The following is a 15,916-nucleotide window of genomic DNA, read 5'->3' as shown; positions in this document are numbered from 1 at the left end:
TCTATTGAAATACAAAAATGGTAATAAATATTATTTTACCAAATAATATTTATTATTTACAATAAATTCAAATGTTAAAATTAAAGAGAGGTAAAAAGGAGGGGAAAAATGAAAGAATTAATCGAAAATGCTTTTACAGGGGTAAATATTATACCCACTGTGTTACTAATATTAAGCTTAATATATTGGCTTACAGTAATAATAGGAATCATAGATTTGGATTTTTTTGATTTTGATTTAAACATTGATGGAGATTTAGGAAACAGTATGGAAGGTTTTCAATCAATATTAGCCTTTTTCAATCTTAAAGAAATACCAATAATGGTTTTAGCAAGTTTAATATCATTAGTATTTTGGATATTATCAATGTTTGTAAAGGTTTTGCCAATACCAGTAGGTGGATTAATAAATGGATTATTATTAATACCTTTATTTATAGTAAGTTTATTTGTTGCTAAGATTATAACAATTCCACTTAAGGGTATTTTTAAACAAAGTTATAATGAACTTCCACAGATAGAGGAGGAAGTTGTTGGTAGATTAGTGAATGTATTATGTGACATAAAAGATGGGCGTTTAGGTCAAGCAGAAATCGAAAGAGATGGAGCTAATATTTTAGTAAATGTTAAAGCTGAATTCAAAGAAGATGATTTTTATAAAAATGAAGAAGCTTATGTTAGTAAAAAAGATGCTTATAAAAATGTTTATTACATTGTAAAAACCTATAATAAATAATATGAATATAATGAGAGGCGAAAAAAAGTTAAGGGCCTATGGCCAGTTAAGTTTTTGAACAACGCTTTGCTAGTTCAAAAAGGTTAAAAATTGACTACGTCAATGGTAAGCGCCTTACGGCTAGTTAAGGAAGAAACTTCTTACTAAGTTTCATAAAATATATATTTTAAAAAATTACGGAGTAATTTCAACATTAACTTTTTACCATTTGCTTTAGCAAATAATTATCTATGATTAATTAGCGAAAGCTAAATTAATAACTTTAACTTGACCGTTAGGTCCTTAACTAAAAATATAAGGGGGACAAAGAAATGGATTACAAATTACAGGTTATTTTAGTCAGTGTAGGTGCTGTAGTAATAATAATTGGAGGGTTACTTGCTTTATTTGCAAGATTCTTTCATAAGGTTGAACAAGGGAAAGTTATAGTAAGAAATGGTGTTGGTGGACCAACAGTAAGCTTTGGAGGAATGTTTGTAGTTCCAATTATACATCGTGCAGAAGTTATGGATATTTCAGTTAAGAGAGTTGAAATAGCTAGAGAAGGTAAAGATGGGCTTATATGTAAAGATAATTTAAGAGCAGATATTAGAGTTGCATTTTTCGTTAGAGTTAATCAAACAAGAGAAGATGTACTTAAGGTTGCTCAATTATTAGGATGTGCAAAGGCATCAGATCCTAAAACATTAATGGAATTTTTTGATGCAAAGTTTTCTGAAGCATTAAAAACAGTTGGTAAGAAGTTTGATTTTGTTCAATTATATACTGAAAGAGAAACATTTAAAAATGAAATTCTTCAAATAATAGGTACTGATTTAAATGGATATGTTTTAGATGATGCTGCTATTGATTATTTAGAGCAAACTGATATTAAACAACTAAAGAGTGATAATATTTTAGACTCTGAAGGTATTAAGAAAATTACAGAATTAACTTCTAAGCAATTAATTTTAGCTAATGAAATTGAAAGAGAAAAAGAAAAGGTTATTAAAAAGCAAAATGTTGCTGCAAGAGAAGCTATATTAGAGCTTGAAAAGCAAAATGCTGAAGCAGAAGCCAAGCAACAAAGAGAAATTGAGATTATTAAAGCAAGAGAAGAAGCAGAGGCAGAAAAGGTAAGACAAGAAGAAAGATACAAAGCTGAAATGGCAAGAGTTAAAGCTGATGAAGAAATTGAAATTGCAGAACAAAATAAACAAAGACAAGTAATAATTGCATTAAAATCTAAGGAAAGCACTGAAGCAGTTGAAACTGAAAGAGTTGATAAGAAAAGATTACTTGAAAGAACAGAAAAGGAAAAGTTAGTTCAGCTTGCTAATATTGCAAAAGAAAAAGAAGTTGAAACTGAAAAGAAAAATATTCAATCAATTATTAGAGAAAGAGTTGCAGTAGAAAAAGATACTGTTGTTGAAGAAGAAAAGATTAAGGATACTAAGGTAATGGCTGAAGCTAACAGAGTTAAGTCTGTTGCTATTAAAAAGGCTGAAGAAGAAGCGGAAACTAACTTAATTAAAGAAGTTAAAACTGCAGAAGCTTCTAAGGTAGCTGCAGAAAGAATTGCAGAAAAGATTATTATTGATGCAGATGCTAAGTTTAAAGCATCACAAAAGGAAGCTGAAGCAATTAAGATTATTGCAGATGCAAATATCATAAAGGAATCTACTACAGGAATTGCAGAAGCTAAGGTTACTGAAGCTAAGGCAGAAGCAGAAGCTAAAGCAATTGAAGCTAAATCATTAGCACAGGCTAAAGGTGATACTGCAATGGTTGAAGTTAAAGAAAAGGATGGAACTATTGAAGCTGATATCTTAAAGAAGAAATACTTAGCAGAAGCTGAAGGTATTAAAGAAAAGGCCACTAGCATGAAGGCTCTTGATGAAGTTGGTAGAGAACATGAAGAATTTAAGCTTAAACTTGATAAGGAAAAAGAAATCCAACTTGCAAATATCAATATTCAAAAGGAAATTGCAGAATCTCAAGCTTCAGTTATTAGAGAAGCCCTTAAGACAGCTAAAATTGATATTGTTGGAGGAGAAACAATGTTCTTTGACCAAATTATTGGTTCAATAGCAAAGGGGAAATCAATTGATAGATTAGTAGAAAATAGTGATGTTCTTTCTGATATTAAAGAAACATTTATTACTGGAGATCCTGAATACTTTAAAAAGCAATTAGGAGACTTTATGGATAGATTTAATATCACATCAGAAGATATTAAAAATCTTTCAATAGCTGGTGCAATTAATAGAATGATGAATAATGCAGAAGGAGAAGATAAAACTGTATTAAGCAAGTTATTAGAAACAGTTAATAAATCAGGAGTAGGTAATTTACCAGCAAAAACTATAGAAACTATACGTAAATAAGGAGAAGTGTTTTGAAGAGTATAGAGGAAAATGGAGCATATGAAGTTATTAAAGGGCGTTTAATAAAGCAAGGTACTGACTTAAAGGAACGTATTGAGAAGTTAAATGATGTTAGAAAAGAAGCTTTTGGTTCTATAGAAACAGAGCTTATTGGTAATGAGAGAGTAATAACAGACCATAACTGCGTACCTAGAGATATGGCTCCAGTTGATGATTTATTTATATTTGGTTATAACGTATTAATTGGCCTTAAGTCTAAAGTAGAGTTAAGCGATGTTTTCGCAATTTATAAGTTTCAAGATAATAGATTTGTTAATCAGTCCTTAGCTTTAATTAATGATAGTGAATTTATAAAAGATTTTGATGAATTATATAAATATTATAAAAAAACTTTTTTTGCTAAGTTTACTATAACAGAGCCATATTTTTATATGATATTTCAAACTAGTAATAGCCCTACAGATATTAAGGTGTTTAAGTGGGAAATTCGTGGTAATAAGCTTGTTTATGTAGATTGTAGAAGTGAACATGAAGTTAAATTTATTAATAAAAATGAGTTTAACTTTGTAAGAGCAACAAGAGATGATCAAAGAAATGGTAAGCATCCTCATATTTCAATTATGGACAAGGTCTTTGTTGAAACTTTAGGTGGAGATTTAACTATAAAGGTAGAAGATAATACTGAAACAGGCAAGGGGATATACTCTGAGCCTGTTGAGGATAAGGATCAAACATTAGATGATGCAGAAATTCATTATGCTAATTTAAATCAGCTTATAATATTAAAGATAAAGCCTTATAAGGAAAATGATTATAGATATTTTATATTTAATAATAAGCTTAAAAATATTATAAGAATAGATGCTATAAAGGATACATGTATTTTACTCCCAGGCAATCATGGACTTATATTCCCTAAGGGATATTATCTTCAATCTGGAGAATATAAAATCTTTGATGTAAATGAAGGTCATTCTGTTTTTGATGATAGAGTAACTTCATCTAATGGAGAAGATTTTCAATATATTTTCTATAATATAGATAATGGACAGTATTTAGTTTATTCTTACAATATTATAGAGCAAAAGATTGATACACCAATAGTTTGTAGTGGATATGCTCACTTTAATAATGGTGAGATGATTGTAGTTAAAAGTGAAGAGGAGCCAAGAAAAAATCATATGATTCAAATTTGGCAAACTCCTTATGTAGGTAGAAACTATGTTGCAGAAGTTAAGGGTGATGCTGAATTATCTAATATAGGTAATAAGGATATTGTAAATGCTATGGCTGACTGCAAGGCTGTATGTAAGCTTATAGATAAAAAAGAAGGTTATCAAAGCATTTACAATGATATAGTTAAGGAATGTGAAAGAATAATAGATTCTTATTTCTGGATTGATAAAAAGGTAGTATTTAATTTAAAGGAAGTACTTTTAACTATTAAAGAATCAGCAACCTTTGCTATTGGTGAGTTTGAGAAGGTAATGAGAATTAAGGCTGCAACTAAGTTACAGGTGGATGAAGTAAGCAGTGAATGTGAACAGTTATTAAGCAATTTGAAATATGGTAGCTTTGATACAATTGATGAATATGTAGAAGCTTTAGCTAAAATAAGAAGCCTTAGAGGTAAGATTGCTTCATTAAAGGATTTAAGATATATAGATTTAGACTATGTTAATAATTTAGATAAAGATGTAAAAGAAAAGAATGAGGAATTTTCAGAAAAATGTGTTGAATTTTTACTTACTCCAGAAGGTCTTAAGCCTTATGAAGATAAGGTAAGTGAGCTTCAAGGAGAAATTGAAACTGTGGTTAAATCTAGTGAAGGCAGAGAACTAGAAAAGAAAATAAATTCAACTTCTAGTGATTTAGAGCTTTTAATTGAAATAATAAGTAATTTCAAAATAGAAGATCCAACTATGACTACAGAAATTATTGAAAAGATTTCTAAGCTTTTTTCATTAATTAATAATAGTAAGTCTAGATTAATTAGTAAATTAAATGAGATGACAAAAAGTGAAATGTCTACTCAATTCTTTTCTCAAGTTAAATTGCTTAGTCAATCAGTAGTAAATTATTTAGATATTTGTGATACAGTAGATAAATGTGATGAATATTTAAATAAAGTTATTATTATAATTCAAGAACTAGAAGGTAAGTTTGCTGAATTTGATGATTATGTAATAACACTTGATGAAAAAAGAGAAGAAATTTATAATGCATTTGAAAGCAAAAAACAAACAATATTAGATAAGCTTAATAAAAGAATTATTAATCAATTTAATTCTGCTGAAAGAATTTTAAATGGTATTATCAATAGAGTATCAAGCTTTAAAACCTTTGATGAAATTAATGGATACTTAGCCACTGATATTATGGTAGAAAAGGTTAGAGATATTATTTCTACATTAAATGAATTAGGAGACAATGTTAAGGCTGATGAAATTTCTTCAAAATTAAAGAAAATAAAAGAAGAGGCTATATCAGCATTAAAGGATAGACAAGAATTATATGTTGATGGAGAAAATGTTATTAAATTAGGTAAGCATAAGTTCTCTGTTAATACTAAAGCTATTGATTTATCTATAGTGCAAAAGGATGAAGACTTATATTATCATATTACAGGAACTGACTTCTGGGAAAAAGTTAATGGACAAAATATAGAGGAATACTCTAAAGTATTTAATCAAAGTATAGTTTCTGAAAATAAGGATGTATATAGGGGAGAGTACTTAGCATACTTAATATTTGAGGCTGCTAAAGAAAAGAAGGTTGAGTCTTTAGATACCCTTTATAATATGTCAGAAGAGCAGCTAATTGTAGTTGTTCAAAAGTTTATGGAAAGTAGATATGATGAAGGTTATACAAAAGGTGTTCATGATTTAGATGGAGCAAAAATTTTAAAGCAACTTATAACAATGAATAAGGAAATTGATTTACTTATTTATAAAAATGATATTCGTGCACTTGGAAGACTTTATTGGAATTGTATTGCTGATAATGAAACAAAGGGAATTTTAAAGGGTAGGTTAAAAGAGTTATCAAAGGTAAGCTTATTCTTTAATTCAAGCCCTAAATTAGATAATTATATTCCTTTTATAGTAGAAAAGATGAAGTGCTGTGAAAAGCTTAATATATTATTTAATAAAGGTGATTTTAAAGAAGCTGCAGAGTATTTATGTTTAGAAATTATGAAGGGTGAAGCCTTTGTAGTAAGTAAGGAAGCAAAAGAAATATATGATAACTTTATAACTAATTTAAGAGGGAAAAATCTATTAAATGACTTTTTAACTTCTGTAAAAAATAGCGGCAATGATATTGAAGGACTCTACTACTTAGTAAATGAATGTATTTTAGCATTTAAGGATAGCTGTGATTTTGATTTATCAATACTAAATAACTTTAATGAAGATGAAGTTCATGGAATACTTAATGAAGTTATTGTAATGATAATTAATAATGAAGGAGTTAAAGAAAGAGTAATTTATATTGATTCTAAAGCTTCAATTAATGGTTTAATTGGTACACATTCTATTATAAATAATGGAGAGTATATATTATCATATACAGCTTTTATGGAAAAACTAATCTCCTTTAAAGAAGAGTGTATAAGTACTTTTATTAACTTCCAAAATATAAAGAAAGAGCTTATTAAAGAGTTTAAAGAAAAGATTCATTTAGATGATTATAAGCCACAAGTTTTAACTTCCTTTGTAAGAAATCAGCTTATAGATAAGGTTTATCTTCCTATTATAGGAGATAACTTAGCAAAGCAAATTGGAGATGCTTCTGAAAATAAAAGAACTGACTTAATGGGATTATTATTACTTTTATCGCCTCCAGGCTATGGTAAAACTACTTTAATAGAATATATTTCAAGTAGACTTGGCATTAATTTAGTTAAGATTAATGGACCATCCTTAGGTAATGAAGTAACATCATTAGATCCAGCAATGGCACCTAATTCAGGAGCTAAAGAAGAGCTTCTTAAGCTTAATATTGCACTGAAAATGGGGAATAACATAATGATATATGTAGATGATATTCAACACTGTAACCCAGAATTTTTACAAAAGTTTATATCATTATGTGATGGTCAAAGAAAAATTGATGGTGTATACAATGGTGTAGGTCAAACCTTTGATTTAAGAGGTAAAAAGGTTGCTGTAGTTATGGCTGGTAATCCGTATACAGAAAGTGGAGAAAAGTTTAGAATTCCAGATATGCTTGCAAATAGAGCTGATGTATATAACTTAGGTGATATGCTTATGGAAAATGAAGAAGCCTTTAAATTAAGTTATATAGAAAATGCCTTAACTTCAAATCAAGTTCTTTCAAAGCTTGCAACTAATAATCCAAAGGATATTTATGGCTTTGTAGAAATGGCAAAGGGAGCTAAGAGAGAAAATGTTACTTTAGAAGGAAATTATTCAATAGATGAAATAAATGAATATATTTCTGTTTTAGAAAAGCTATTTAAGGTTAGAGATATTGTTTTAAAAGTTAATTTAGAATATATCTATTCAGCAGGACAAGCTGATGAATATAGAAGTGAACCAGCATTTAAGCTTCAAGGTTCTTATAGAAATATGAATAAAATAGCAGAAAAAATTCTTCCAATAATGAATGATGAAGAATTATTCCAAAGGATAATTGCAAGCTATGAAAATGATTCACAAACATTAACTAATGGAGCAGAAGCTAATATGCTTAAATGGAAAGAGATAGTTGGTTGTATAACTGAAGAGGAAAAAGCTCGCTATGAAGAAATAAAAAGTATATATAATCAAAATAAACTTGTAAAAGGTGATGATATGTTAGGACAAGCAGTAATGGCTCTTGGAGGAATTGCTGAAAAGCTTAATAGTATAAAAGAAATTTTTAATAAATGGTAAAAATGAAGGTGACCCCGCAGGTCATATTTAATATTACCTGAGGGGTTACTACATATATTGTAATATAACTTTTAAAGTGTCTAGTTATTTAATATAGATTGATTTAATATTTCACTATCAATTTCGAAACAATATATATTATAAAATACCAAAGTATTAAAGCTAAAAATGTAAGTAGCTCTAAATATAAAATATAATAAGGTCCATTACCTAAGTTTTCTAGAATATTGTTTTTAGCAGCAAAATTAGAAGTGAAGCTTATAAACATATAATTAGTTTTATATATTTCATTAAAAATTCCAATGGGTATTCCTATAAGTTGAAGGAGTACAAATGATTTTATACAATCTATAAATCTAGGATTATAGTCATAAACGATATAAAAATACAAGGGTATAAATATTATGCTAATATGGCATATATAAAATTGATAATATCTAAAATATTCATATGATAATGATAAATCAGGTAACAATAAACTAGCTAGTCCACCTAATATTCCTATGAAGAATAATAGGTTACATAGTTTTTTAGATTTATTAAAGCAAAGTATTATACATAATATATTACTTATAAAGCATATATGTAGGGGGATTGTATTAGGATTAAATCCATAATAATGCCAGTTTAATATATAATATAAAGCTAAAAAAGATATAATAGCTATTCTATATCTAATATACATATCTAATTTTCTATTATTTATTAATTTATTTTTAAAGATTATTAATAAAGTAATTATAAATATTAATAAAAATATAGGAAGAATTTTTTCAAGTGTAGATAATTCATAATTATAAGTTGAATCTAAAGAAAAAAAGTTCATATTGGTACCTCAACAATAAAAATATATATCTTTAATATATAAGTCATAAAATTATAGTATGACAATTTATCTTCAAATTAAGGAGAGTTTAGATAGTAAGGAGGATTCTAGTTGGAGTCCTCCTTTTGTTATATTTCTAATATTTATAAATACTTTTAATAGTTATAGTTATCTTTTTCAAATAGTACAATCATAATATAATTAGTATCTTTACTAGGTATGGATGAAATAACTATCCAACCATATTCAGCCATATCATTCATAGTCTTTTCAGCTTCTTCAGTTGTTTTAAAATTAATTACTCGATACTCCTTCATAATAATCACTCCATTTGATTTTATTAATTCTATAAAGCTATATAAAATTGTATATGTTTACATTAGATAATTATATAATATTAATTCTTTTTTGAAATTAGAATAAGTTTTCAATTTAAATTAACTATTATCGTATATATTTAAAGCTAATAATAGTATCAATAATATAGATATTTCATAATTATATTATTATAGTTAATTTTAAGTAGAATCAATTAATGAATTCTATTGAAAATTCAAAACATATAAGGTGTGTATTATCAAATTGTAAATCTGGCATATTAAGGGATAAAAATTTATTAAGATTATATACAAGAGAGTTTTGCAAGGAGCTTAGAATTGGTTCAATATGTAGCTCTCATTTTTTATATAATCCATATGGATTAACTATAGTAGTTTTAATAGAGGATGGGGAAATAATTTTAAAATCAATATATGAAAGTAATATTATTTGTATAGATATATTTACATTATTAAATGATATAGATATAAAAGGTGCTGTAAAATATTTTGACAAAGTATCAAAGTCATCCACATGCAAAGTTGAAGAAAATGTATTTTTAAAAAATAGAAGAAGTATCAATTTAATAAATAACCAATATGATGATTTTGAATATAGAAGAGATATAAAGTGGCAAGAAAAATTGAATATAACCATTTTAGGAAGTTCCGGTGGAGTTGCCAAATCTATATTATCTATACTAAATAAGGCTATTAATGATGAAAATGATCCTATACATCATAAGATTTGTAACTTAAGTTTACATTTAGTTGATTTAAATCAAAAGGATATAAAGTATTATAAAACGTATTGTCCTAATTTAATAGATATAATAAAGCTATATGAGTTTAGTTCAGATAATAGCTCTAAACTTATAAACCACCTAAAGAAAACGGATACGGATATTTTAATAGATGTATCTTATGCTGATACAGTAGATACTTTAAGGATTTGTAATAAGTATGGTGTTATTTATATAAATACAGCTTTAGAAAGTATTAGTGTAGATAATAACCAATATTATGCTGGTTTTGGATTACAGGAAAGATATAAAATTCTTGAAAGTCATAGAGATGAGTTTCAAAATACTACAGCAATTTTATGTTCAGGAATGAATCCAGGTATAGTTCAATGGATGGCTTATGAAGTAATGAAAAGAAATTCTAAAAAAATGCCAAAAGGATGTTATATAGTTGAAGATGACACATCTTTTTTTGAAGATGAATCTTTAGCAAAGAAAGGGACAATATATACTACTTGGTATCCTGAAGGGTTTTTAGACGAAGCAATATATAGCTATCCAACTTTCATGAAGAATAACGAATCAATATTCTTATATAAAAAGGTTTATGAGCTTGAATTTAAAGTTACCCTTGATAAAAAAGTTTTTTATGGTTGTTTAATGCCTCATGAAGAAGCTATAACTTTAGGAAAAATGTATAATATGGAGACTGGCTTTATTTATAAAGTAAATGATCATACTACTAATTTAATTAAATCATATTTAGATAATATAGATAAGCTTTGGAGTCAGCCAATGGAAGTATTAGATCCGGAAAAAGCTGTATTAAAAGGTGAAGATTTGGTTGGTGTATTATTGGTATATGAAAATAAAGAAGTATTTATGTATAATGATTTAAGTAATAAAGATATTTATGAAAAATATAAAACTAATGCTACTTATCATCAGGTAGCTAGTGGAGTTTATGGAGCTTTAGCAAGTATTTTAAATGATAATATACCACAAGGTATATATTATATTGAACAGCTTTTAGAAAAGTGTAATAGTAATTATGGCAAATATTTAAGTTATCATTTAGGAGAATGTATTATTGGAGAAAATAATAATTCAGATGGTAATCTTTTAAATAGAATGAGAGAAATTAATAAAAATAGTTAAATTTAAATCTTGATTTCTTAACTTCAGATTGAAATTTAAATTTATCTGAAGTTAGGAAATTGTTATAGATTATAGTTGCTAGATATTAGACAAAGATAAATCTTTTCTTCTAAATAGAATTTCATATCCATCTTCCTTAACTCGTTTAGTTATATAAAATCCATTTTTTTCATAAATTTTTTGAGCTTTTTTCTCAGATTTATCAGTAGAGGTATAAAGGCAAAGATATTTTTTACCTCTATCTTTTGATAAATCTATTACAAAATTAAGTAAAAATATACCTATACCTTTTCCACGATATTTTTTGCTTACGCAATACCAACCTATCCAGTCTGTATCTTCAAAATCTTCAAATAAAGTGTATATACCAATTATACCTAAAACCTTTTCTTTATTATTTACCACAATGAAATATTTTAATGATTTAACATCACTATCACAGTGATTATTATAAGAAACAAGGCTTTTATTGTTTATACTTGCTTCTAGCTCTGTTCTTATTATTTCATCTTCATGTTTAAAAACACTTTCTACTAATTTAACAGCACTATTTAAGTATTTATTAGTTAAACTTGTTAAAGTTAAATTATCAGTTGATTTCATAGAAGCACCTCTTTACATATAGATATATAAATAGATATATTCAAATAAGATTGTGAGTGTACCTATAATAATACAGTTTTAAATATAGAAAAAAATCGGAAATAAATTACCTTTTTATTTATTATGGATATTTTATAAAAGTTAGTTATATGATGATTTAATTATTTATATAATACAAGTGAATAGTATTAACTTATATAATGTTAGCTGAATTAAAGGTAGGGAGGATAATATTATGAGAGAATCGAAATGTCCGGTGACAGGTTATACAAGTATGGGGGCGGTAGGTGGTGTATATACAAATAAGGATTGGTGGCCAAATCAATTAAACTTAAAAATACTTAGTGAAAACTCAGAATTAAGTAATCCAATGTCTAAGGGTTTTGATTATGCTAAAGAGTTTAAGAAGCTAAATCTTAAAGAAGTAAAGAAAGATTTATTTGCATTAATGACAGATTCTCAAGAATGGTGGCCAGCAGATTATGGAACTTATGGTCCATTTTTTATTCGTATGGCTTGGCACAGTGCTGGAACTTATAGAATTGGAGATGGCAGAGGTGGAGGAGGACGTGGAACTCAACGTTTTGCACCAATTAATAGTTGGCCAGATAATGCTAACTTAGATAAAGCAAGAAGATTACTTTGGCCAATTAAAAAGAAGTATGGAAATAAACTATCTTGGGCTGATCTTATTATATTAGCAGGAAATTGTGCATTTGAATCTATGGGATTAAAGATGATTGGTTTTGGTGGTGGACGTGAAGATGTTTGGGAGCCACAGGATGATATTTATTGGGGAAGCTCAAAAAAATGGCTTGGAGATAATACTGATCCAAAGAGTAATGAAATAGAAAATCCACTTGCTGCAGTTCAAATGGGATTAATTTATGTAAACCCAGAGGGTCCTAATGGAGAGCCTAATCCAAAAGCATCAGTTAAAGATGTTAGGGAAACTTTTGCACGTATGGCTATGAATGATGAAGAAACAGTAGCACTTATAGCAGGTGGACATACTTTTGGAAAATGTCATGGGGCAGGTCCTGCTACATATATTGGACCAGCACCAGAAGCAGCACCAATTGAAGATCAAGGTCTTGGATGGAAAAATAGTTATGGAACAGGTAATGCTGATGATACTATAACTAGTGGAATAGAGGGAGCTTGGAAAGCAAATCCAAATCGATGGGATATGGGGTATTTAAAGACATTATTTAAATATAAATGGGAGCTAGTTAAAAGTCCAGCTGGAGCATATCAATGGTTAGCTATAAATGTTGATGAAGAGGATATGGTAGTAGATGCTCATGATCCATCAAAGAAACATAGACCTATGATGACAACAGCAGATTTATCTCTTATTAATGATCCTAAATATGCATTAATTGCAAAAGGGTATTTAGATGATCCTGAAAAGTTTGCAGATGCTTTTGCTCGTGCATGGTTTAAATTAACTCATAGAGATATGGGACCAATATCAAGGTATCTTGGAGATGAGGTTCCATGTGAAGAATTTATATGGCAGGATCCTGTACCAAAAGTTTATTATAAATTGATTAATAAAAAGGATATTATCAATCTAAAGAAAAGAATTTTAGACTCTGGACTGTTAATATCAGAGCTTGTTAAGGTAGCTTGGGCATCAGCATCAACATTTCGTGGATCAGATAGGCGTGGTGGAGCAAATGGGGCTAGGATAAGACTTGAACCGCAAAAGGAATGGGAAGTTAATGAGCCAGAAGAATTAGATAAAGTTTTAAATGTATTAGAGAATATTCAAAAGAAGTTTAACAATTCGCAATCAAAAGGTAAGAAGGTTTCATTAGCTGATATTATTGTACTTGCAGGTTGCGCAGCCATTGAGAAAGCAGCAAAAAATGCAGGGCATAATATTACAGTATCATTTACTCCAGGTCGTACAGATGCAACACAAGAACAAACTGATGTAAAATCATTTTGTGTACTTGAACCTAGGGCAGATGGATTTAGAAATTATATAAATAATATGGTTACAGCAAAACCAGAAGAAATGTTAATTGACCGTGCACAATTATTAACATTAACTGCTCCTGAAATGACAGTATTAATTGGTGGAATGCGTGTGTTAAATACAAATTATAAGAATTCTAAAGATGGAGTATTTACAAATAGAGAAGAATGCCTTACAAATGATTTTTTTGTAAATCTTCTTGATATGAATACTGTTTGGAAACCAATTAATAAAGTTGAAGAAAGATTTGAAGGTTGTGATAGGAAAACAGGAAAATTAAAGTGGACAGCAACAAGAGTTGATCTTATATTTGGTTCTAATTCACAACTTCGTGCAATTGCTGAAGTATATGCCTGTGATGATAATAAGGAAAAATTCTTATGTGATTTTGTAGCTGCTTGGAATAAGGTAATGAATGCAGATCGGTTTGATCTTTTAGAAAAATAATGATTTTATTCTAAGGAACTAGTTAAAAATAGTAATAATTCTTAATATAATGGCTAAAATAAGTAGATAAAAATAATAAATTACATGAAAGGATGAAAGTTATGAAAACTATAATAATTGAATGTAATCCTAGTAAAAATTCTTTTGGTGAAAGTATTAAGGAAAAAGTAATAAGTGTTTTAGATGGAAAGAAAAAAGAATATGAGATAATTGAACTATATAAAGATAATTTTAATCCTGTAATGAGTGAGGAAGATGAGAAATTATATAGTAAAGGTGAAAGTAAGGATGAACTAGTTAAAAAATATCAAGGTTATCTTAAGGAAGGTAATGAAATAATATTTATATTTCCAATATGGTGGAACAATGTTCCTGCAATGCTAAAGGGGTTTTTTGATAAGGTATTTATAAAGGAGGTTGCTTTTATAGAAGAAAATAATAGACCGAAGGGATTATTAACTAATATAAATAAGGGGCTATTAATAACAACTTCAGAAAGTGATACATCTTATATTAAGAATGATTTAGGAAATCCTATTGAAAATACAATTATAAAATCAACATTAGAAGTAGCTGGTATGAGTAATATTAGTTGGATTAATCTTAATGTTGCATCAGATCAGTGTAAAAAGGAAGAATTTTTAACAGAATTAGAATCAAAGTTATAGAGAGAATAATTTTAAATATGTAAAAATGAGAAGTTAAGCTTTCTTAGTAAGAAAACTTAACTTCTCATTTTTTATTTAGTTTTACTTTAATTATAATTAAGAAATGTATATGTTTTTTTATTATTTAGAATAATAAATTAAAGTATATTTTTAATTTGGAGTTGTTAATATGAATTCTTTAATAAATAATGCATATAAAATAGCAGATAGCAATGAGGTAATTCTTAAAGGAAATATAAAATTAAGCAATAACACTAATTGCTTAATTTTTGCACATTATTGCGATAGCACATTATTCTATAAAAAGTTTTTAAAAATATCTAAGGATATTTTTAAGGTAAATAAGATATCAAATAAAAACTTAAGGGAAATAAAAAAATTAGTTAAAAGACAAGGCTATAAGAAGGTATGGACAAAAGGGTTATTCTCATTTTATGGGGATTTAAGGCCTTTAGCAGTTAAAGCTGGTTTTGGAAAGTGGAATAATAGTGGTATTATTGAAAATGAAGAGTATGGAAGCAATTTCTTAATAAGTGCAGTATTTTATAGATAAAATAAAATATATATAGGGGGATAGTTTATATGAGATACTATATAAAATCAAAGGTATTTAAGATTAAAGAGGATTTTTGGGTTAAAAATGATAGGGGGCAAGATACTTATTTTATAGATAAGGAATTTTTTAGTTTTGGATTGCAGTTTAGAGTTATAGAAAATAATAATGAAATATATAAGGTTAGAGAAAAACTTCTAAAATTTATGCCTAGTTATGAAATTTATGATAGGAATGATAATATAATTGGAACTGTAAAAAAACAGCTTACATTCTTTAAAGATAGAATCTTCGTTGAAAGTAATTATGGAGATTTTGAAATTGAAGGAGATCTTTGGCATTATAGTTATAGAATTAATCATAATGGGAGAAGTATTGCTGTCATTGATAAAGAATTTTTAGCCTTTTCAGATAATTATTATGTTGATACTAATTATGAAAATCATCCTTTTATAATAGCCTTAGTTATAATTATTGATAACATAATTGATAAGAATAATGATAATTAGATTTGTAAATATTTAGAGCTTATTCAGAAAGTTTATATTTAACTTTCTGAATAAGCTCTATTCTATTGCTAAAACATATATAAGTATAGGTACTATTAAGTTATTT

11 protein-coding genes are annotated in these 15,916 nt (G+C 27.5%); 8 read left to right on the top strand and 3 right to left on the bottom strand.

All coding sequences use genetic code 11. The features are described 5' to 3' along the window. The first annotated feature begins 108 nt into the window (after nucleotides 1–108). The 3 genes from HCG76_RS01405 (at nucleotide 109) to HCG76_RS01395 (ending at nucleotide 7,999) form a co-directional block, all read left to right on the top strand. The gene (locus tag HCG76_RS01405; RefSeq protein WP_221700601.1) at nucleotides 109–735 is read left to right on the top strand and encodes a hypothetical protein; all 627 of its coding nucleotides are present in this window, start codon (nucleotides 109–111) and stop codon (nucleotides 733–735) included. Between the two features lie 311 nt (nucleotides 736–1,046). Then, entirely contained in the window at nucleotides 1,047–3,101 is a 2,055-nt protein-coding gene (locus tag HCG76_RS01400; protein ID WP_221700600.1) for a flotillin family protein, read from the top strand. Between the two features lie 11 nt (nucleotides 3,102–3,112). Next, the gene (locus HCG76_RS01395; protein WP_260458122.1) at nucleotides 3,113–7,999 is read left to right on the top strand and encodes a DNA repair ATPase; all 4,887 of its coding nucleotides are present in this window, start codon (nucleotides 3,113–3,115) and stop codon (nucleotides 7,997–7,999) included. Between the two features lie 103 nt (nucleotides 8,000–8,102). Here HCG76_RS01395 and HCG76_RS19455 read toward each other — a convergent pair whose 3' ends face one another. After that, complete coding sequence (locus tag HCG76_RS19455; protein WP_221700599.1) at nucleotides 8,103–8,825, bottom strand: TMEM164-related integral membrane acyltransferase; 723 nt, start codon at nucleotides 8,823–8,825, stop codon at nucleotides 8,103–8,105. Between the two features lie 155 nt (nucleotides 8,826–8,980). Then, the gene (locus HCG76_RS01385; protein WP_221700598.1) at nucleotides 8,981–9,142 is read right to left on the bottom strand and encodes a hypothetical protein; all 162 of its coding nucleotides are present in this window, start codon (nucleotides 9,140–9,142) and stop codon (nucleotides 8,981–8,983) included. A gap of 218 nt (nucleotides 9,143–9,360) precedes the next feature. On the opposite strand from HCG76_RS01385, the gene HCG76_RS01380 reads away from it, so the two are divergent. Continuing rightward, a complete protein-coding gene (locus tag HCG76_RS01380; RefSeq protein WP_221700597.1) occupies nucleotides 9,361–11,043 on the top strand; it encodes an S-adenosylmethionine decarboxylase in 1,683 nt (560 codons plus the stop codon). A 78-nt stretch (nucleotides 11,044–11,121) separates the two neighbouring features. Here HCG76_RS01380 and HCG76_RS01375 read toward each other — a convergent pair whose 3' ends face one another. Further along, nucleotides 11,122–11,646, bottom strand: a complete 525-nt coding sequence (locus HCG76_RS01375; protein WP_221700596.1) for a GNAT family N-acetyltransferase — start codon at nucleotides 11,644–11,646, stop codon at nucleotides 11,122–11,124. 235 nt (nucleotides 11,647–11,881) lie between these two features. Here HCG76_RS01375 and katG point away from each other — a divergent pair, with 235 nt between their 5' ends. The 4 genes from katG to HCG76_RS01355 all read left to right on the top strand — a co-directional run bounded on the left by katG (nucleotide 11,882) and on the right by HCG76_RS01355 (nucleotide 15,810). Beyond that, nucleotides 11,882–14,080, top strand: coding sequence for a catalase/peroxidase HPI (gene katG, locus HCG76_RS01370; RefSeq protein ID WP_221700595.1), 2,199 nt, complete (start codon nucleotides 11,882–11,884; stop codon nucleotides 14,078–14,080). 101 nt (nucleotides 14,081–14,181) lie between these two features. After that, a complete protein-coding gene (locus tag HCG76_RS01365; protein WP_221700594.1) occupies nucleotides 14,182–14,748 on the top strand; it encodes an NAD(P)H-dependent oxidoreductase in 567 nt (188 codons plus the stop codon). 169 nt (nucleotides 14,749–14,917) lie between these two features. Beyond that, on the top strand, nucleotides 14,918–15,301 hold the full coding sequence (locus HCG76_RS01360; protein WP_221700593.1) for a hypothetical protein: 384 nt from the start codon (nucleotides 14,918–14,920) through the stop codon (nucleotides 15,299–15,301). Nucleotides 15,302–15,330: 29 nt separating this feature from the next. Beyond that, nucleotides 15,331–15,810, top strand: a complete 480-nt coding sequence (locus HCG76_RS01355; protein WP_221700592.1) for an LURP-one-related/scramblase family protein — start codon at nucleotides 15,331–15,333, stop codon at nucleotides 15,808–15,810. Nucleotides 15,811–15,916: the final 106 nt, after the last annotated feature.

The sequence above is a fragment of the Clostridium sp. K13 genome, assembly GCF_019734195.1.
Lineage (GTDB): Bacteria > Bacillota > Clostridia > Clostridiales > Clostridiaceae > Clostridium.
Note: the sequence above shows the minus strand (reverse complement) of the source record. Positions and strands in the feature narration are given on the sequence as shown.

Coding starts and splice junctions, on each gene's coding strand:
- HCG76_RS01365 (WP_221700594.1), top strand. CDS start 14,182: ATGAAAACTATAATAATTGAATGTAATCCTAGTAAAAATTCTTTTGGT.
- HCG76_RS01380 (WP_221700597.1), top strand. CDS start 9,361: ATGAATTCTATTGAAAATTCAAAACATATAAGGTGTGTATTATCAAAT.
- HCG76_RS01405 (WP_221700601.1), top strand. CDS start 109: ATGAAAGAATTAATCGAAAATGCTTTTACAGGGGTAAATATTATACCC.
- katG (WP_221700595.1), top strand. CDS start 11,882: ATGAGAGAATCGAAATGTCCGGTGACAGGTTATACAAGTATGGGGGCG.
- HCG76_RS01400 (WP_221700600.1), top strand. CDS start 1,047: ATGGATTACAAATTACAGGTTATTTTAGTCAGTGTAGGTGCTGTAGTA.
- HCG76_RS01360 (WP_221700593.1), top strand. CDS start 14,918: ATGAATTCTTTAATAAATAATGCATATAAAATAGCAGATAGCAATGAG.
- HCG76_RS19455 (WP_221700599.1), bottom strand. CDS start 8,825: ATGAACTTTTTTTCTTTAGATTCAACTTATAATTATGAATTATCTACA.
- HCG76_RS01355 (WP_221700592.1), top strand. CDS start 15,331: ATGAGATACTATATAAAATCAAAGGTATTTAAGATTAAAGAGGATTTT.
- HCG76_RS01375 (WP_221700596.1), bottom strand. CDS start 11,646: ATGAAATCAACTGATAATTTAACTTTAACAAGTTTAACTAATAAATAC.
- HCG76_RS01385 (WP_221700598.1), bottom strand. CDS start 9,142: ATGAAGGAGTATCGAGTAATTAATTTTAAAACAACTGAAGAAGCTGAA.